Origin of the sequence: Nitrosospira multiformis ATCC 25196 (assembly GCF_000196355.1) — a bacterium.
Lineage (GTDB): Bacteria > Pseudomonadota > Gammaproteobacteria > Burkholderiales > Nitrosomonadaceae > Nitrosospira > Nitrosospira multiformis.
This window is the reverse complement of the sequence record NC_007614.1, coordinates 653,154-670,124: the sequence shown is the minus strand read 5'-3', so window position 1 is coordinate 670,124 and position 16,971 is coordinate 653,154. Positions and strand designations below refer to the sequence as shown.

Sequence of the window (16,971 nt, the reverse complement as noted above, 5' to 3'; positions counted from 1 at the left end):
TCCACTGAAATGAAAAAAGAACTTCGATTCATCCACCAACCTGAATCATTGATCTTGTCATGTCTGCAAAAACAGAACAGAAAACCGTTTCAGCGCAGGGTCTGAGCCGTCATTTCGGCGCTCGCACTGCCGTTGACCAGGTCAGCCTCGAACTGTGGCAAGGGGAAGTGCTTGGCCTCCTCGGACCCAATGGCGCGGGCAAGACGACGGTCATGCGTCTCCTCACCGGGAATCTTGCTCCCAGCACCGGCAGGGTCGAAATCTGCGGCTTGGATTTGCAGAAGCAAACGCTCGGGGCGAAAGCATGTATCGGCTATCTGCCTGAAGTACCCCCCCTCTACCGGGAGCTAACGATAGATGAGTATTTACGACTTGCGGTGAGATTGCGCCGCCTCGCCCGCTCGAAAACGGACGATGCAATCAGGAAGGCCGCGGAACGTTGCGGACTGGAGAATGTGCGCCGGCGGCTGATCGGTTCTCTGTCAAAAGGCTACCAGCAGCGCGCGGGTATCGCCCAGGCTATCATTCACGATCCGGCAGTCATCATTCTCGACGAACCGACCTCGGGGCTGGATCCCAACCAGATGCGCGATGTCCGGTCACTCATCCGTGAACTTGGCGCAGTGAGAAGCGTGATTTTTTCAACGCACGCCTTATCGGAAGTTGAAAGCGTGTGCGATCGTGTGCAGATCATCAATCACGGACGACAGGTATTCGAGGGTTCGGTGGATATGATAAAGCTGGAAGGAACCCGGCTTGAAGAGATATTCACGCAATCCACTCTGGAGAAAATTGAAACTTGATTACGATCATTGCCCGGAAGGAACTGGGGGTATTGTTCGGGTCCCCTCTGGCATGGGTAATACTTGCGCTGGCGCAACTGGTATTCGCCTGGTTTTACCTGGCGAATCTTGAAGGCTTCCTGCAGGTTCAACCGCAGCTGGTAAGAATTGCCCATCCCCCCGGAGCAACCGAAGCAATTGCGGCTCCGTTATTCTCCATAGGCGCCGTCGTGCTGCTGATGATAACGCCGCTTTTGACCTCCCGTCTCATTGCTGAGGAGCGCCGCAATCACACTTTACCTTTCCTGATTTCCGCACCTGTTTCAATGACGGAAATTGTCCTGGGAAAGTTTCTCGGCCTGATGATTTTTCTGTCGGCCATCATCGCCCTGATTGTCGCATTGGCGATTTCGCTGCTTGCGGGAGGCAGACTGGATTCCGGCTTGCTGCTGAGCAACATTGCCGGCCTGTGGCTCCTCTCAGCGTGTTTCGTTGCGCTCGGATTATATATCTCCTGCCTCAGCACTCAACCTGCCATCGCAGGAGCAGCAGCGCTCTGCATACTTTTCGCGCTATGGATCATGGATAACGCTGAAAGCGGAGAAAACGGCATAACCCGCAGTTTGTCTCCGTTCGCTCACTTTGAAAATTTCAACCGGGGAATGATCGATACATTCGACCTCGCTTATTTTGCTCTTTTCATTTTCTTTTTTCTGGCCTTATCCGTTCGCTGGCTGAAACTGTACAGGTAGGTATGCATCTCAAGAGGAAAAAACTGCGCTTGCGCGGGACACAAAGCGCAACGTTTCTGATAATACTCATACTGCTGGTAGCGTTGCCCGGTTATCTAGCCTGGGAGAATCGCGTTCAGTGGGATGTCACCCAAAATAAAAGCAACAGCCTGAGCCCTGCCAGCCTGGAGGTGCTGAAGCAAATGGAAGGCCCCCTGCTGGGGAGTGTCTACATATCCTCTCAGGATGCCCAACTTGGCAATGTATCCAAAATCATCCGTGATTTTCTGACACCTTATCAGCATGCCAAGCCTGATTTCGCTGTCACCTTCATCGACCCCTCCGAGCATCCCGATGTGGCACGAGAGGCAGGTGTCGAGGGCAACGGCGAAATGCTCGTCGAATATAACGGCAGGGTGGAAAGGCTGACTACATTCAATGAGCATACGCTGGTCAACTTGCTGATGCGGCTGATGCGCACCGGCAGCAGGCCCGTGGTCACGCTCAGCGGCCATGGCGAACGCAGGCTGGACGGTATTGGCAATCGCGATCTCGGGGAATTTGGACAGCAATTGACAGCAAAAGGCTTCAGGATTCAACCGCTCAATCTGCTCACCACTCCTGAAGTGCCCGCGGAGACGAGCTTGCTCGTCATTGCTTCGCCTCAGGCGGATCTGTCCGAGGGCGAAGTCGATCGAATACTCGCGTATATCGAGCGCGGGGGCAATCTTTTATGGCTGCTGGACCAGCAACCTTTGCACGGATTGCAGCCACTGGCGGAAAAACTTGAACTGACTCTGACTCCCGGTGTGGTGATCGACCCTCAGGCGGGGCAGTTGAAAGCACCCGTTACTTTTTCTGTAGGAGCAACCTACGGCGAACATCCCATCACCCGCAACTTTGACTATCTCACGGTATTTCCGTTTGCACGCCAGATTACAATCAACGAAAACGATGCATGGCACAGCCTCTCGCTGGTGGAGGCCGGAGAAAACGGATGGGTGGAAACAGGCGATCTGAATGCCGGCATCGCATTCGATGCGATGTATGACGTAGCCGGGCCGGTCAGTATCGCGGCTGTGTTGAGCCGGACCGTCAATGACCAGGAGCAGCGGGTCGCCGTTATCGGAAGCGGTTATTTTCTCGCCAATGCTTACCTCGGCTATGGCAGAAATCTTGATTTTGGCGTCAACCTCGTCAACTGGCTTGCCGGCGATGAAGACCTCATCGCTATCCAGCCACGAACGACCATCGACAACAGCTTGACCTTGAAGGAGCCAGCACTAACGATAATAGCCTGGGGATTCCTCATTGTGATGCCGCTGATTTTCCTTGGGAGCGGGATGACGATATGGTGGCGACGTAAAAGAAGATAAAGAATGCTTCTCGCTGCTTTTCGCTCGGCATACGGGGCAACCGATCAGTTCGGTGAATCCGGAATCCTGGACAGTGTTCCCCCTCCCTTGACCATACCCGGCGACCTCTTTATCCCAACATTCCATCCCGACATTCGAATTGCCTGAACTGCCTGAAGTCGAAGTTGTCCGTCGCGGCATCGCCTCTGGACTCGAGGGACGCAAGATCGCCGGCTTGACGGTACGAAACCCGAATCTACGCTGGCCGGTGCCGGAACTTGAGCGAACGCTTTGCGGCCTGGAAATCAGAACGGTAACGCGTCGCGGAAAATACCTCTTGCTCGACTGCGGTGCTGGCACGCTGATCCTGCATCTCGGCATGTCCGGCAGCTTGAGATTGCTGGCCCTTGCAGCTAATATCGCTCCACAGAAGCACGATCATATCGATCTGCTCCTGGATAAAGGCATGGTTCTCCGTTTTCGGGATCCCCGTCGTTTTGGGGCTGTGCTGTGGACTACGGGAAATGCCACCGACCACCCCCTGCTGTCTCACTTGGGACCCGAACCCCTTACCGAAGCGTTCGACGGCAAGCTGCTTTATAGCAAAACCCGAAACCGTAGCGCCAGCATTAAAGAGGTATTGATGAACAGCCGCATTGTCGTCGGCGTCGGAAACATTTACGCAAACGAAGCGCTCTTTCTTGCCGGTATTGATCCCGCCAACGCTGCCGGCCGGATTGGAGCGAGAAGATGCGCGGGATTGGCGCAGGCAATCAAGGAAACCCTCGGGCGCGCGATAGAAGCAGGCGGCAGCAGCTTGCGCGATTTCGTTGGCAGCGACGGCAATCCCGGATATTTCCAGCAGCAGTATTGGGTTTATAGCCGGACCGGGCAGCCTTGCCGGAAATGTGGTACAAATATCGAACAGATCAGGCAGGGGCAGCGTTCGAGCTTTTATTGCCCGCGTTGCCAGAAATAAATTCACTGGATACATGAATATTACATTCATTGGTGGCGGCAACATGGCTTGCGCTTTGATCGGCGGGCTGCTGCAACAGGATTATTCACCGGCGCAGATACGGGTAGTGGAGATCAACGCTGAAACACGCGAGAGACTCCGGCATGAATTTGGCGTGGGGACGGTCGCGGAACTTGCGCGGGGCATGATCGAAGAGAGGGAGATAATCGTGCTCGCCGTAAAGCCGCAGCAGCTCTCCATCGTGGCACGCGCGCTCGCGCCGCTGCTCGAGCGGAACCTTGTCATCTCGATTGCCGCCGGTATCCGGGCAAATGCTCTTTCACAATGGCTCGGCGGCTATCTTCGCATCGTGCGCGCCATGCCCAATACGCCCGCGCTGATTGGCTCCGCGGTTACAGGGCTCTATGCCATGGCAGGCGTGAACGATGAGGAAAAACGTGAGGCGGAAACCATACTCCGCGCGGTCGGCACTGTGCTATGGGTTGAAAGCGAAGAACTGCTGGATGCAGTGACTGCCACCTCGGGCAGTGGTCCTGCTTATGTATTCTACTTCATCGAAGCCATGCAGAAGGCAGGACAGGAACTGGGGCTGGATGCGGACCAGGCGCGCAAACTGAGCATTGAAACCTTTCTTGGAGCCGCCAGGCTCGCGAACGAGAGCATGGATGAGGCGAGTGTCCTGCGCGCGCGGGTCACATCGCCCGGCGGCACGACGGAACGCGCGATAAGGTCGCTGGAAAATGACGATGTCAAAATCGGAATCATCCGGGCAATCCGTACCGCATATCAGCGGTCACGCGAGATGGGCGACGAACTCGGCCGTACATGACAGAATAGAGAATAACCATGCGCAAGTGGCGCAGTAAACGGATAATACTTTCATGATCAGTCAAATGCTCATATTCCTGCTCGATACCCTGCTGGGATTGTTTTCCCTGGCGCTGCTGCTGCGCTTTTATATGCAACTGGTGCGCGCGCCGTATGGAAATCCGCTCTCGTCATTTCTGATTGCAATAACCGATTTTCTGGTCAAGCCCGCAAGGCGCGTCATTCCCGGGTATCGCGGCATGGATCTTTCAACGCTTCTGCTGGCATGGATTGCTCAAGTCATGTTGCTGGGGAGCGTGTTAATGCTGAAGGGTTACAGCCTCAGTTTCAGCTCCGGCTCCACGATCGGCGGTGTCGCAGGCGGACTGGCGCTCCTGGGGTTGGTGGAAATCATCAAGACGACGCTTTACATCATCATGGTGGCGGTCATCATCCAGGCTGTGCTTTCGTGGGTCAATCCCTACAATTCGCTGGCTCCGCTGCTCGACAGCTTTACTCGGCCGTTTCTAGGCGTGATCCGCGAGCGCATTCCTCCCATCGGAAATATCGATCTCTCACCGTTGTTCGTACTGATCGTCATTCAGTTGCTTCTTTTTGTAACGGCGGGAATGGAGCGGGAAATCAGCCGCTTGTTCTGACTGTGACAATCACTTCAAGCAACGGGTGGTATCGCAGCGATGATACCGGGAAACGCCTGATTCTCACTCTGCACATACAGCCGGGTGCAAGGCGTACTGAAGTGGTCGGCTCGCACGGCGATGCCCTGAAAATCAAACTTGCCGCCCCACCGGTAGAAGGTGCAGCGAATGTTGCTTTGCTCGCATTTCTCGCTGGGGTTTTTGGAGTGCCTCAGCGTCAGGTAATACTCAGGCAAGGAGCCAGATCGCGACGCAAGATCGTTGAAATCGATGGCACGGCCTGTGGAGCCGATACGTTATTGAAGCAAACCGCCAGTTGATACTTCGGCTATCCGCAGTTGTTGCAAGCTTCCGGTTCGAGCATTTCATGGGCAGAACTTTCAAAAAGCTGTCGTTATTTTGCGATCGTGATGCTTGGCACTCCTGAGCGCGGCAAATCCGTCACCGTCATCTGGAACAGAAGATACAGCAGTTGGAAGGCGCTCCGGTTCCAGCGCGCCAGAGGTCCCCGGGTGTGTACCGAGTAATACTGATCATAGACGCGCACCCACAGATCGGCCTCCCCGGGAGCCGAGTCCGTCACCAAAAGTTCCATAGTATCAACAGGATTTTCGTCATCCTCGAGGGGCGGTGTACGGATGTCTTTCTCCACATGATATTCCGGCTCATCGCCCAGGCTGCGGCCGAGGAAATTGAGAATGGCATGGAAGCTGCGGAGACGGAAAATTCCCTTCATGGGCCACTCTCCGCCAAAATGGTTGGGACGAATATCGAAAGCGACGTCATTGGGACTCCATTCACGCGCCTCATTGCTCAAGCGCTTGCGCTCCTCCGGTGAAAGAATGTTAGGATCATAATTGGTGATAAGAATAGGTCCCGCTGCCTGCTTGACCAGGATGTAGGTATTTTCCCGTGCGTCATAGCGTACGGAAAACTCTTTCTGCAGAGCCTGAAAACCTTCTGCCGTCACCGAACCGGCGGGAATGGTCCAGGTCTGCTCCAGAATCAGTGGCTCCGCGTGGAGGTGGTTATGGTCCTGTATGGCGGACAAATGCAACACCACCCGCCTGAACATGCCGTAGCCGGGCGAATCAAAGGGCCGATTGCGATAGGAAGCCTGCCGCCCTTCGTTATCATTGACACGCACTTCCTGGGCCATCAGCCGCATCAGGAGATCGACATCGAAACGCTGACGGAGCAAAAGCGTGAGTTTGTTTTCCTGAAATGGGGTGAGCAGACGCCGGGTAAACTCCTCTCCCTCTACCGGAACAATAGTGATCGTGGGATTTTCCGCCACGCTTCCCCCAAACACAGGCATCAGTATGCCGCCTGCATTTCCCGTCAACGCTGGGGTGGCGCCGGCACTGACACGGAAATCGAACGTTGCCGCAACGTTCGATACGCCGGTGAAGTGTACCGGCTGATTATGATAAGCACGCGCTATATTCACCAGCAGTTGCCGGGAGGCGGCACCGGTAGTCGCGTCGTCATAGGCGTCGACGGCCCGATTGAGTGCAATGGGGGATGCGCAACCGCCCAGCAGAAACAGAAGCAGGAGCGGGAGCAGGCATGGGAGCTGTGGCAAGATGCCCGCGTATCCGGTAGGGAAAAAGGCCATTCGTCTTGTTCTCTTTTTTGCCGCATTATTTCCGGAATCTTTCAAAGCGCCAGATTTTTGCTCGCTTCAAGCAGGACTGTGATACCGATAAGGGCAAACACGGCTGCTGCAATTCCACGCACGAGGCGCGGCGGAATCCGGTTTGCCAGGCGTTCGCCCAGATAGACTGCCGGAACGTTCGCGATCATCATCCCGAGCGTAGTCCCTGCAACCACCGCGGAAAACATCCGATACTGCGCTGCCAGTGCCGCAGTCGCAACTTGCGTCTTGTCGCCCATTTCCGCAAGGAAAAAAGCCAGGAGTGTCGCGCTGAAAACACCGGCGCTATCGCCCCCGGTTCCGGACTGCGTTTCATCGAACTGATCGGGAATGAGCGTCCAGATCGCCATACCGATAAATAGCAGGCCCAGTATCCAGTTCAGGGTGCCGGGCCCAAGTTGCGTGAGGATCCACGAACCGATTGCGGCAGCGAAGGCATGGTTCAACAGGGTAGCGACGAGTATACCGAGCACGATGGGAACCGGCTGGCGAAATTTTGCCGCGAGAATAAAGGCGAGAAGCTGTGTTTTGTCGCCAATCTCTGCGAGTGCGACAACGCCAGCCGAAACAAGGAAAGCTTCCACGTTCTTACGCTCCAGGCCGGACAAGAAGCGAGACCAGGCTTCTCCCCGCCCTTCCGGAGACAATGTGGTCAAAGGTCTTGCCAGGCACGAACTCCTTGCACCACGACCACGGGTCAAGTATGTTGATGCAAGCCCTTCTATTCGACGGAAGGAAGCTACTCCCCGATGACCGGAATATTCTACTTGCCGAATAAAACCTTGTCCATGTCAAGCCGATGCTCATGTGCAGGTAACGACTCTACCGGAAACCCACCGGGATCACCGGGACTCTGCTAATCTGGATTTATATCGTGCATGAAGCGGGGTTGCGGAAACGTATTTTGCATTAAATATTTACCCATGAGATGGACGAGGAGTACTCCATGTTCAGAAAGAATCTTACCCAGCGTGACAGCAGGAGCCTCGAGAACGAGGTCATTCTGGCCGTGATCGCGCTGTACCTGTTGCTCGCACTCGTTATGACTGTCGTGCACTACATACAGCCGTCGGAGCAGACAGCAGCCACATCTTCCATGTCCCCCTCCCATCAGGAAAAAGCCGAAGTAAAAAAATAAACTGAAACCTCGAGCGTGAAGCTTCGAGCGTGAAGCCTCGAGTGGTACCACACCCCAACAAGGAGGGTTCATCATGATTCGCAGTGTTGTGAAGGATAATCACTCACTCTGCATCATTCACGGCCTGCCGCGGCGGGAGGGCGATGAGCATGTTGTCTGGCTGGAGATCAATGCGCCGACGCCCGAGGACATTGTGTGTCTGAAGCAGCGCTTCGGCATCGACACCACACGACAGGCAGGCAGCGTTTTCGATGATGGAACCTTCATGTACATGCGCGCCAAACTCCTCCGTCTGGGCAGCAACGGGACGCCGAGCTTTGGTGATGTAACTTTCATGCTGGGCGAGCAACTGGTTGCGATTCTCTGCCAGGACCCCGATTTTCACCCGTTCGATACAGCATTGCAGCGCATGAATCGCAGGCCGAGTCATGGCCGGAATCCGAAATCGGTACTTCGATTATTGTTGCAGGTAGCTAATGACAGCGCGGATACAGTAATAGATCGTCTCGCGGATGAACTGGAGCGAAGCGCAGAAGAGATTTCCGAAATATCGGATGGATACAACGCGCAGGGCAGGGAACTGGGGGTGCCCGATCTGATCGAAACCATGCAAGACCTGAATGAAAGGGAAGACATTATTTCGCGCTGCCTGGAAGCCCAGTTGTCGCTGGCGCGCACCGTGCGTTACTTGAGTGGCGAAATCGATAACGTGACCGAGGCAGAACTCCAGGTATTGACTACGGAGCTGGCCGAAGACGTGGCTGGCGTAAAGGAACATGCCTACTTCGAGCACGAGAAGGTGCGGTATCTGCAGAATGCAGTCACGAATATTCTCAACATCAAACAAAACCAGATCGTCAAGGTCTTCACCATCATCACCGCGGTCTTCCTGCCGCCTACGCTGGTGGGCACCTTTTACGGCATGAACTTTGCTGTAATGCCGGAACTCGCGTGGGAATACGGGTTCATCTATTCAATGGGCCTGACGGTATCGGCTGCACTGCTGCCACTTATATACATAAAACGCAAGGGATGGCTGCGGTGAAATTGCTATATACGAAAAGCGGAGACAACAGGATGCTTGCGGAACTCCAAAACCGCCTTTTCAGTCTATCGCGGCAAGTGGATATTTCTTTGCTATATTGGACTTGCAAGAAGAATAAAAAGACCACCGCTTGATGAGGGTTAAGCGGGACCTCGCATAGAAAGGAGAAAATCTCATGAAGAAGTTTCTGATCGCATCTGCTTTAAGCCTCGGCCTGGTTTCGATCGACACCCTTGCTCAGGAGGACACGGAAGCCCTGGGGAAGCCGGGCGACTCCAGCCAGGTTTCCCGGACGGTTGAAATAACTGCGGTGGATAACCGCTTCAAACCTGACGCGATCAAGGTGAAACAAGGTGAAACCATAAAATTTCTGATCACGAACCTAGGCAAGAAAAAGCACGAGATGATGATCGGCACTGCGGAAGAAATTGACAAGCATGGTAAAATGCTAAAAAAACACCCTGACCATGCGCACCCGGATCAGCCGGATATGGTCTCGGTCGAGCCGGGGCAGACCGGGGAGCTGGTGTGGCATTTTACGGAAGCAGGCACAGTAAATTTTGCCTGCCCGCTGCCCGGCCACTTCAAAGGTATGAATTTCCCAGGCATGAAAGGCACAATCACAGTAGGAGCGAAATGAAAATATCGAGACATGCAGTATTGGCTGGAATCATGTTTGCTGCCTTTGCGGGCGGCGCTCATGCCTCCGCAACGGTTGACGTTTATAAAAGTTCCACCTGCAAGTGCTGCGCAAAGTGGGTCGATCATATGCGTGCCAACGGATTTACCGTGAACACGCATGATGTAGGCAACAAGGAAGCCCGTGAGCAGGCGGGCATCGCCCCTGCCCTCGGTTCATGTCACACTGCGTTGGTCGATGGCTATGCAATTGAAGGACACGTACCTGCACAAGATGTCAAACGACTTCTGAGGGAGCGTCCGCGCGCCCTCGGCCTGACTGCTCCCGGCATGCCGCACGGTTCCCCTGGAATGGAAGGCGAGCGTAATGATCCGTACGATGTACTTCTGATTAACAAACAGGGGGAGACGTCGATTTACAGCCGTCATCTTCCCTCTGATCCCAAAACATCTGTGATGAGACTCAAATGAGGGGCCTCAGATCATCAAGCGATAGCGAGATATGCGATAAGAAGCTCGCGGGTCCCGGCATTCCGGGCAGTAGCCGTGGCGATAACCGCAAGAGTGACAGGCAGGAGAGCCGGACAATCATGAATATGCGGTTATTGCTCCTGGCAAGCATCACGATGGGACTGCTCGCGGGATGCGGGGAGCCGAAGCAGCTCGCCCCGTCATCCGCAACCACGCCTTCCGGCACGGAGACTGCGTCACCCGAGACGCCGCCTGAATCTTCCGCCCCACCTGCTGCGGAGGCCGGTACGGTTCCGGCTGAACCAACCCCACCTGCCGCTGCTAAGGTGGAGCCGCCTAAAAACCTCGCCGCACGCAAGCTGGCGCCGGAAAGAATCAAGCGCGGCGAAGAGATTTATCGAAAGAATTGTGCAAGTTGTCACGGACCTAACGGTGAAGCTACGCCAGGTTGGCGTACTCCGGGACCGGACGGGCGGTATCCTCCGCCACCATTGGATGGCAGCGCTCACGCCTGGCATCACTCAACCGAAACGTTGGAAAAAATGATTCAGGATGGCAGCGTGGATGGGGCCATGCCAGCCTGGAAGGGAAAACTGACAAACCAGCAGATCGGGGACGTGATCGTCTGGATCAAATCACTCTGGCCCGATGAGGTTTATGATATCTGGCACAAGGAAATCGAAAACAAGCCGCAGCCGAAGCAGAATTAAGTGCTGGCAGAAGAAAAGTGGAACTGGGGGTTAGGGCTGAAAACCTTAACCCCATTATACATAGTCTGAATTTGATGACCGAAATTCGCTGATCGCAGCACTCAGGCTTATCCTGCCTTGGCAGTCTCTTCTGTCTCTTACCTTCGCTGCCTTTGCCGGACTCAGGATCATCCTGAATGACGAGGCGCACGAGTGACGAACGTGCATAGCGTACTCAAGAGCATGAACGAGAGTAACCGCGCACAACTCCCTCCACGAATGCCTATGGAGAAAGGAACCGTTGGAGATCTGCTCAGCGGCTCCTTAAAGCTTGAAGCCGGCTTAATGCCGGCTTAATATTTAGGCCTGCTCGGTCTTTTGCGTTCCGTTTTCAGCCTTCCTGGCTGAAGCGCGAGCGGGCAGTTTTTCGCGAATGCGGGCAGATTTGCCGGACCGATCGCGCAGATAATAAAGCTTGGCGCGACGCACTGCCCCCCGGCGTTTGATCTCTATGCTCGCAATCAGGGGAGAATAGGTCTGAAAAGTCCTTTCCACTCCCTCACCGCTGGATACCTTGCGCACGGTAAAGGCAGAATTGAGACCACGGTTACGCTTGGCAATGACGGTACCCTCGTACGCCTGAATACGTTTTCGGTCTCCTTCCACCACCTTGACGTTGACGACAACCGTATCTCCAGGGGCAAAATCGGGAATTGTCTTGCCCAGGCGGCTGATTTCTTCGCTTTCAAGTTGCTCGATCAGATTCATTTCGTGACTCCTTGCCTTATATTCCTTGCGTTTCAGTAACTTTCAAGTTGGCGCTCAATTCGCTTCGTATGCATGCTGGAATTCTTCCAGCAATTTCCGCTCTTCCGCGGTGAGGCCTTTCTCCATTTTCAATGCCAGCAGGTCGGGCCGCCGCAACCATGTTCTCCCAAGGGACTGCTGTAACCGCCAGCGTTCAATCCTGGCGTGATTTCCGGACAACAGGACCTCGGGCACTACGCTTCCCCGATAGACCTCCGGCCGGGTGTAGTGGGGAAAATCCAGCAAACCTGCTGTAAAGGAATCCTGATTCGCGGATTCCGGATCCCCCAGTACGCCAGGCAGCTGCCGCACCACACAGTCCATGAGCACCATCGACGCCAGTTCACCGCCGGATACGACATAATCCCCGATGGAAATCTCATAGTCCACCTGGCGTTCTATCAGCCGCTCATCCACTCCTTCATAACGGCCTGCCAGCAGCACCAATGCAGACAATTCGCTTAACTCCATCACCACATTCTGGTTCAGGGGTCTTCCCTGAGGTGACAGATAAACCACTTTCGTGCTGCCGATACCACAGGCTCTTTGCCTTTCCCTGGCGGCAGTTATCGCTTTTTCCAGGGGCTCTGCCAGCATTACCATGCCGGGTCCGCCCCCGTAGGGCCGGTCGTCCACCCTGCGATAATTGTCCTCGGTAAATTCCCGCGGATTCCAGGTATACAGGCGATAGATGGCATTCTCATTCGCCCGCCCGGTTACCCCGTACCTGGTTACAGCGTTGAACATCTCGGGGAACAGGGTGATAACGTCGAAATCAAACGTCATAATCAGTAGTCCAGACCCCAATCCACCGTAATCCGACCCGCCGCCAGATCGACTTTGATGATCACCTGGTCTATGAAAGGTATCAGTCTTTCGGTTTCTTCCGGATTTTGCACCTGAAGCACATCGTTCGCTCCGGTTTCCAGCAGCCCCGCCACCTTACCCAGCACCTCACCCTGCAGATTGATGACTGCAAGCCCAATGAGATCCGACCAGTAATAACCTTCCTCGCCGCTTTCCGGCAATGCCGGCAGCAGCCTGCGTGGAATGGCGATCTTCAGTCCCTTTAGCCGCGCAGCCGCGTCACGGTCCGCACATTGTTCAAGTGAGGCCAGCAATACGCTCCCGTGAACCTCGCCCTCGATCACTTTGAATTTGTGCCATTTGCCGCCCTCGCTGCCCAGCCACCAGTCCGGGTAATCCAGCAAGCCATCCACATATTCGGTATAGGGAAAAACCTTGATCCAGCCGGCTACCGCATATGGACCGGCAACGCGGCCCATTATCACCATTGGTTCGGGGGATTGGCCCGATTCAGCTTCCTGCGACTTCTTGTCTGGAATCAAACTGCTTGATCAGCTTTTTCACGGTATCTGACGGCTGCGCACCTTTTGATTGCCAATAGGTGACGCGATCCAGCTTGACGCGAAGCGATTCCTCACCCTCGGCTGCCCGGGGGTTATAAAAACCGACGCGCTCGATAAACTTGCCATCACGCGCATTGCGTGAATCTGCTACGACCATATTGAAAAACGGGCGTTTTTTTGCGCCGCCTCGCGCCAGTCGAATAATGACCATGTAAATTGCCTGTGGAGGTCCAAAACCGAAAAGGGGGTGATTTTACGGCAATTTTCAGCAATTTAGCAAGCAATACTTCTCCCCTTCCCGCTCTTTTCACCCCTGTGTTCAGTGGGCCTGCTCCCAATTTGGCCCGACGCCTACTTCCACCAATAACGGCACCTGAAGTTGCGCCACATTGCCCATGAGCAACGGCAACTCGCGCTTTATGGTCTCGATTTCGTTTTCCGGCACCTCCAACACCAGTTCGTCATGGACCTGCATGACGAGTTTGCTGCGCAGTTCATGCCGCCGCAGCCAGTCATGCACTTCTATCATGGCAAGCTTGATGATATCGGCGGCAGTACCCTGCATGGGCGCGTTGATGGCAGCGCGTTCCGCCGCCTGACGACGCATGCCGTTGGAACTGTTGATCTCCGACAACCACAGCCGCCGCCCGAAAACGGTCTCCACATAGCGGTTTTCCCTGGCGGTTTTCCGTGTCCGCTGCATGTAGTCCGCCACTCCCGGATAGCGGGAAAAGTAGCGGTCCATATAGGTTCTGGCCGCGGCCCGCTCAATCCCCAGTTGCGTCGCGAGTCCGAATTCCGACATACCGTAGATCAGGCCGAAATTGATGATTTTTGCATACCTGCGCTGTTCGCTGTTCACTGTTTCCAGGGGAACGCCGAATATCTCGGAGCCCGTGGCGCGATGGATGTCTTCCCCTTGTGCAAAGGCCTTGAGCAGTCCGGCATCCTGCGAAATGTGCGCCATGATGCGTAATTCGATCTGTGAATAATCCGCGGAAATGATTCTGTATCCGCTCGGGGCAATGAACGCTTCCCGGATACGCCGCCCTTCGGCAGTGCGGATGGGTATGTTCTGCAAGTTCGGTTCGTTACTGGCGAGTCTGCCCGTCACCGCCACAGCCTGGGCATAATTGGTGTGCACTCTTCCAGTAACGGGATGCACCATGCGCGGCAGCTTGTCGGTGTAAGTCGACTTGAGTTTGGCAAGACCCCGATAATCCAGCAGAGCCCTGGCGAGGGGATAATCAAGTGCAAGTTTCTGCAGTACATCTTCGTCGGTGGAAGGAACGCCGCTCGGTGTTTTTTTCATGACAGGCAGCTTGAGTCTGTCAAACAGGATTTCCTGAATCTGTTTGGGTGAATTCAGGTTGAATGGCAGCCCGGCAATGGTGCAGGCGCGCTCCTCCAGCGCCAGCATTTTCTCGCCGAGCTCGCGGCTTTGCGTTTCCAGCAATTTGATATCCAGGAGCACCCCGTTGCGCTCCATCTCGAACAGGACATCCATCACGGGCATTTCCAGCGTGCGATAGATATGATCGAGCTTTGCATCCTTGCCAACTTCAGCATACAGGTGCTGGTGCAGCTGCAGCGTGACATCCGCGTCCTCGGCTGCATATTGCGCAGCGCGTTCGATATCCACCTGCTCGAAACCTATTCGGGCGGCTCCCTTGCCGGTGACTTCATCATAGGTGATGGTTTTGATCCCCAGATGCCGCAGCGCAAGGTTGTCCATATCGTGCGGGCGATGGGATTCGAAGACATAGGATTGCAGCAGCGTATCGTGAACGATTCCTTTCAACCCGATGCCGTGGTTGGCGAACACGTGCCTGTCAAACTTCAGGTTCTGCCCCAGTTTGGGGGCGGAAGGGTCTGTCAGCCAGGGTTTGAGCTTTTCGAGCACAAAGTCGAGCGGCAACTGGCGGGGGACACCGGTATAACGATGTCCCAGCGGTATATAGGCCCCGTGATGCGGTTCCACGGAAAACGAGATACCCACCAGCTCGGCGCGCATCGGATCAAGCCCCGTCGTTTCGGTGTCGAGTGAGGCGAGCGGCGCCGCGGCGATTCGCATCATCCACTCATCGAGTTGCTCGGGAGTAAGAATGGTCTGATAATCGGCCTGCACCAGATTCGAGCCTGCCGGGGCAAAACCCCGAGAAAGCGCATCAGCGGCTCCTTCCGCCTGGGATTCCTGTTGCAATTCGCGCAACCAGCTCTTGAAGTCCAGCCGCTCGTACAACTCCGCGAGCTTTACCATGTCAGGGGGCTGGGGTCCGAGATCATGCAGGCTGACCGGCAACGAAACGTCGCACTTGATGGAGAGCAGTTGCCGCGATCTGCTCAACCAGCCCAGCGCATTGCGCAGATTCTCCCCTACTACGCCGCCTATTTCGCCAGCATGGACAAGCAAGTTATCGAGTGTCCCATATTGATTGAGCCACTTCACCGCGGTTTTTGGTCCCACCTTCGCTACGCCGGGGATGTTGTCGACCGCGTCACCCACCAGCGCCAGATAGTCGAGCATGCGTTCCGGAGGTACGCCGAAACGTCCAAGCACACCGGCTTCATCAAGCATTTCATTCGTCATGGTATTGACGAGGGTCACTTGGGGGTTCACCAGTTGCGCAATGTCTTTATCGCCAGTCGAAATGATGCAGCGCATGTTCTCGCCTTCGGCCTGTTTCACCAGCGTGCCGATCACATCGTCCGCCTCTACTCCTTCCACAGAAAGCATCGGCCATCCCATTGCATTTATGCATTCCAGGAGCGGCGCAATCTGGGCGGCAAGCTCGTCGGGCATGGGCGGCCGGTTCGCCTTGTACTCGGCGTAGAGCTCATCGCGGAAAGTCTTGCCTTTTGCATCAAATACGCAAGCGCTATAATCGGCCTGATAATCCTTGTGCAAGCGGCGCAGCATATTCAGCACGCCATAGACTGCACCGGTCGGCTCGTTATTGCGGTTGCGGAAATCGGGCAGCGCGTGAAAAGCGCGATACAGATAAGATGAACCATCGACCAGCAGTAGTGTTTTCATTTAACTTCCAAAGGTTTTCCGATGAGCCTGAAAAACAAAGCAGCCCGTACCATGACAAACGATTTCCAGGAGAAGGCATGGTCAGGACGTGAATCCTGGCGGGTGTTCGGGATTATGGCAGAATTTGTCGAGGCAACGGAGCGTCTCCACTCCGTCATGCCTGCGGTCAGCATTTTCGGCAGTGCCCGCACTCTCCCTGATCATCCCTACTATGAGTTAACCGAGCAGATTGCGCGGCAACTCTCCGATGCAGGCTTTTCCGTCATTTCCGGCGGGGGGCCGGGGATCATGGAAGCCGCGAACAAGGGGGCTTATTATGGCGAATCCCCCAGTATCGGACTGAATATCCAGTTGCCGCACGAGCAGCACCGGAATGTTTATCAGGACGTCAGCCAGACGTTCCGCCATTTTTTTGCGCGCAAGTACATGTTCGTCAAACTCGCGACGGCCTATGTAGTGCTGCCAGGCGGATTCGGCACCCTGGATGAACTGATGGAAGCGCTGACACTGGTCCAGACCGGAAAGACGCGCAGAATGCCCATTATCCTGGTTCGTTCGGATTTCTGGCGCGGCATGCTCGAATGGCTGCAGAATGTACTCGTTGCAGAGGGCATGATCGCCCCTGAAGATATGGATCTGATCCAGGTAATCGACGAGCCGGCGGAGGTGGTGGATGCGATATTCAAGTATTACGAGACGCGCGGCTTCGAGCCTTCCGTCGCTGAACGGGAAATTCAACTCAATCTATAACAGCCAGGGCATTTCGGATAGAATGGCGTATTGACCTGACCCGCCGGGAGGCGCC

At 55.1% G+C, this 16,971-nt stretch carries 20 protein-coding genes and 1 riboswitch; of the genes, 13 read left to right on the top strand and 7 right to left on the bottom strand.

Translation table 11 applies throughout. The annotated features are described in order from the left end of the window. Positions 1 to 59 precede the first annotated feature (59 nt). The 7 genes from NMUL_RS03090 to NMUL_RS03060 all read left to right on the top strand — a co-directional run bounded on the left by NMUL_RS03090 (position 60) and on the right by NMUL_RS03060 (position 5,633). Positions 60 to 803: an ABC transporter ATP-binding protein gene (locus tag NMUL_RS03090; protein ID WP_011379947.1), complete on the top strand. Its 744-nt coding sequence runs from the start codon at positions 60 to 62 to the stop codon at positions 801 to 803. Then, entirely contained in the window at positions 800 to 1,534 is a 735-nt protein-coding gene (locus NMUL_RS03085; protein ID WP_011379946.1) for an ABC transporter permease, read from the top strand. Before NMUL_RS03090 ends, NMUL_RS03085 begins: the two co-directional genes overlap by 4 nt. Before the next feature lie 2 nt (positions 1,535 to 1,536). Then, complete coding sequence (locus NMUL_RS03080; RefSeq protein WP_011379945.1) at positions 1,537 to 2,889, top strand: GldG family protein; 1,353 nt, start codon at positions 1,537 to 1,539, stop codon at positions 2,887 to 2,889. Between the two features lie 139 nt (positions 2,890 to 3,028). Further along, complete coding sequence (gene mutM / locus NMUL_RS15180) at positions 3,029 to 3,847, top strand: bifunctional DNA-formamidopyrimidine glycosylase/DNA-(apurinic or apyrimidinic site) lyase (protein WP_011379944.1); 819 nt, start codon at positions 3,029 to 3,031, stop codon at positions 3,845 to 3,847. A gap of 13 nt (positions 3,848 to 3,860) precedes the next feature. After that, on the top strand, positions 3,861 to 4,676 hold the full coding sequence (gene proC / locus NMUL_RS03070; RefSeq protein WP_011379943.1) for a pyrroline-5-carboxylate reductase: 816 nt from the start codon (positions 3,861 to 3,863) through the stop codon (positions 4,674 to 4,676). Between the two features lie 52 nt (positions 4,677 to 4,728). After that, positions 4,729 to 5,313, top strand: coding sequence for a YggT family protein (locus NMUL_RS03065; RefSeq protein WP_011379942.1), 585 nt, complete (start codon positions 4,729 to 4,731; stop codon positions 5,311 to 5,313). Between the two features lie 2 nt (positions 5,314 to 5,315). Continuing rightward, positions 5,316 to 5,633, top strand: coding sequence for a DUF167 domain-containing protein (locus tag NMUL_RS03060; RefSeq protein WP_011379941.1), 318 nt, complete (start codon positions 5,316 to 5,318; stop codon positions 5,631 to 5,633). A 74-nt stretch (positions 5,634 to 5,707) separates the two neighbouring features. On the opposite strand, the gene NMUL_RS03055 is transcribed toward NMUL_RS03060, so the two are convergent. Further along, positions 5,708 to 6,931, bottom strand: coding sequence for a hypothetical protein (locus tag NMUL_RS03055; RefSeq protein ID WP_011379940.1), 1,224 nt, complete (start codon positions 6,929 to 6,931; stop codon positions 5,708 to 5,710). Between the two features lie 41 nt (positions 6,932 to 6,972). After that, a complete protein-coding gene (locus tag NMUL_RS03050; RefSeq protein WP_011379939.1) occupies positions 6,973 to 7,554 on the bottom strand; it encodes a TMEM165/GDT1 family protein in 582 nt (193 codons plus the stop codon). A gap of 6 nt (positions 7,555 to 7,560) precedes the next feature. After that, a riboswitch (yybP-ykoY riboswitch) is annotated at positions 7,561 to 7,730 on the bottom strand. 186 nt (positions 7,731 to 7,916) lie between these two features. On the opposite strand from NMUL_RS03050, the gene NMUL_RS03045 reads away from it, so the two are divergent. The 5 genes from NMUL_RS03045 to NMUL_RS14825 all read left to right on the top strand — a co-directional run bounded on the left by NMUL_RS03045 (position 7,917) and on the right by NMUL_RS14825 (position 10,973). Then, the gene (locus NMUL_RS03045) at positions 7,917 to 8,108 is read left to right on the top strand and encodes a hypothetical protein (protein WP_143034382.1); all 192 of its coding nucleotides are present in this window, start codon (positions 7,917 to 7,919) and stop codon (positions 8,106 to 8,108) included. Positions 8,109 to 8,181: 73 nt separating this feature from the next. After that, positions 8,182 to 9,153 carry a CorA family divalent cation transporter gene (locus NMUL_RS03040; protein WP_011379938.1) on the top strand — a complete coding sequence of 324 codons (972 nt, stop codon included), beginning with the start codon at positions 8,182 to 8,184 and terminating at the stop codon, positions 9,151 to 9,153. A gap of 175 nt (positions 9,154 to 9,328) precedes the next feature. Continuing rightward, positions 9,329 to 9,793: a cupredoxin domain-containing protein gene (locus tag NMUL_RS03035; RefSeq protein ID WP_011379937.1), complete on the top strand. Its 465-nt coding sequence runs from the start codon at positions 9,329 to 9,331 to the stop codon at positions 9,791 to 9,793. Next, a complete protein-coding gene (locus NMUL_RS03030; protein ID WP_011379936.1) occupies positions 9,790 to 10,263 on the top strand; it encodes a DUF411 domain-containing protein in 474 nt (157 codons plus the stop codon). The genes NMUL_RS03035 and NMUL_RS03030 overlap by 4 nt, the downstream gene beginning before the upstream one ends. Continuing rightward, the gene (locus tag NMUL_RS14825) at positions 10,260 to 10,973 is read left to right on the top strand and encodes a c-type cytochrome (protein ID WP_238529860.1); all 714 of its coding nucleotides are present in this window, start codon (positions 10,260 to 10,262) and stop codon (positions 10,971 to 10,973) included. The genes NMUL_RS03030 and NMUL_RS14825 overlap by 4 nt, the downstream gene beginning before the upstream one ends. A gap of 339 nt (positions 10,974 to 11,312) precedes the next feature. Here NMUL_RS14825 and rplS read toward each other — a convergent pair whose 3' ends face one another. The 5 genes from rplS to polA form a co-directional block, all read right to left on the bottom strand. Further along, entirely contained in the window at positions 11,313 to 11,720 is a 408-nt protein-coding gene (rplS, locus tag NMUL_RS03020) for a 50S ribosomal protein L19 (protein WP_011379934.1), read from the bottom strand. 54 nt (positions 11,721 to 11,774) lie between these two features. Further along, complete coding sequence (gene trmD / locus NMUL_RS03015) at positions 11,775 to 12,545, bottom strand: tRNA (guanosine(37)-N1)-methyltransferase TrmD (RefSeq protein WP_011379933.1); 771 nt, start codon at positions 12,543 to 12,545, stop codon at positions 11,775 to 11,777. A gap of 2 nt (positions 12,546 to 12,547) precedes the next feature. Next, positions 12,548 to 13,054, bottom strand: coding sequence for a ribosome maturation factor RimM (gene rimM, locus NMUL_RS03010; RefSeq protein ID WP_011379932.1), 507 nt, complete (start codon positions 13,052 to 13,054; stop codon positions 12,548 to 12,550). Positions 13,055 to 13,076: 22 nt separating this feature from the next. Next, positions 13,077 to 13,340, bottom strand: a complete 264-nt coding sequence (gene rpsP / locus NMUL_RS03005) for a 30S ribosomal protein S16 (protein ID WP_011379931.1) — start codon at positions 13,338 to 13,340, stop codon at positions 13,077 to 13,079. 108 nt (positions 13,341 to 13,448) lie between these two features. Further along, a complete protein-coding gene (gene polA, locus NMUL_RS03000; protein ID WP_011379930.1) occupies positions 13,449 to 16,166 on the bottom strand; it encodes a DNA polymerase I in 2,718 nt (905 codons plus the stop codon). A gap of 21 nt (positions 16,167 to 16,187) precedes the next feature. Here polA and NMUL_RS02995 point away from each other — a divergent pair, with 21 nt between their 5' ends. Further along, entirely contained in the window at positions 16,188 to 16,916 is a 729-nt protein-coding gene (locus NMUL_RS02995; protein WP_011379929.1) for an LOG family protein, read from the top strand. Positions 16,917 to 16,971 lie beyond the last annotated feature (55 nt).

Bases quoted from the DNA above. Each gene is read 5' to 3' on its own strand.
- NMUL_RS03090 (WP_011379947.1), top strand. From the start codon at position 60: ATGTCTGCAAAAACAGAACAGAAAACCGTTTCAGCGCAGGGTCTGAGC.
- NMUL_RS03080 (WP_011379945.1), top strand. From the start codon at position 1,537: ATGCATCTCAAGAGGAAAAAACTGCGCTTGCGCGGGACACAAAGCGCA.
- proC (WP_011379943.1), top strand. From the start codon at position 3,861: ATGAATATTACATTCATTGGTGGCGGCAACATGGCTTGCGCTTTGATC.
- NMUL_RS03065 (WP_011379942.1), top strand. From the start codon at position 4,729: ATGATCAGTCAAATGCTCATATTCCTGCTCGATACCCTGCTGGGATTG.
- NMUL_RS03055 (WP_011379940.1), bottom strand. From the start codon at position 6,931: ATGGCCTTTTTCCCTACCGGATACGCGGGCATCTTGCCACAGCTCCCA.
- NMUL_RS03045 (WP_143034382.1), top strand. From the start codon at position 7,917: ATGTTCAGAAAGAATCTTACCCAGCGTGACAGCAGGAGCCTCGAGAAC.
- NMUL_RS03040 (WP_011379938.1), top strand. From the start codon at position 8,182: ATGATTCGCAGTGTTGTGAAGGATAATCACTCACTCTGCATCATTCAC.
- NMUL_RS03035 (WP_011379937.1), top strand. From the start codon at position 9,329: ATGAAGAAGTTTCTGATCGCATCTGCTTTAAGCCTCGGCCTGGTTTCG.
- NMUL_RS03030 (WP_011379936.1), top strand. From the start codon at position 9,790: ATGAAAATATCGAGACATGCAGTATTGGCTGGAATCATGTTTGCTGCC.
- NMUL_RS14825 (WP_238529860.1), top strand. From the start codon at position 10,260: ATGAGGGGCCTCAGATCATCAAGCGATAGCGAGATATGCGATAAGAAG.
- rplS (WP_011379934.1), bottom strand. From the start codon at position 11,720: ATGAATCTGATCGAGCAACTTGAAAGCGAAGAAATCAGCCGCCTGGGC.
- trmD (WP_011379933.1), bottom strand. From the start codon at position 12,545: ATGACGTTTGATTTCGACGTTATCACCCTGTTCCCCGAGATGTTCAAC.
- rimM (WP_011379932.1), bottom strand. From the start codon at position 13,054: ATGGTGATAATGGGCCGCGTTGCCGGTCCATATGCGGTAGCCGGCTGG.
- rpsP (WP_011379931.1), bottom strand. From the start codon at position 13,340: ATGGTCATTATTCGACTGGCGCGAGGCGGCGCAAAAAAACGCCCGTTT.
- polA (WP_011379930.1), bottom strand. From the start codon at position 16,166: ATGAAAACACTACTGCTGGTCGATGGTTCATCTTATCTGTATCGCGCT.
- NMUL_RS02995 (WP_011379929.1), top strand. From the start codon at position 16,188: ATGAGCCTGAAAAACAAAGCAGCCCGTACCATGACAAACGATTTCCAG.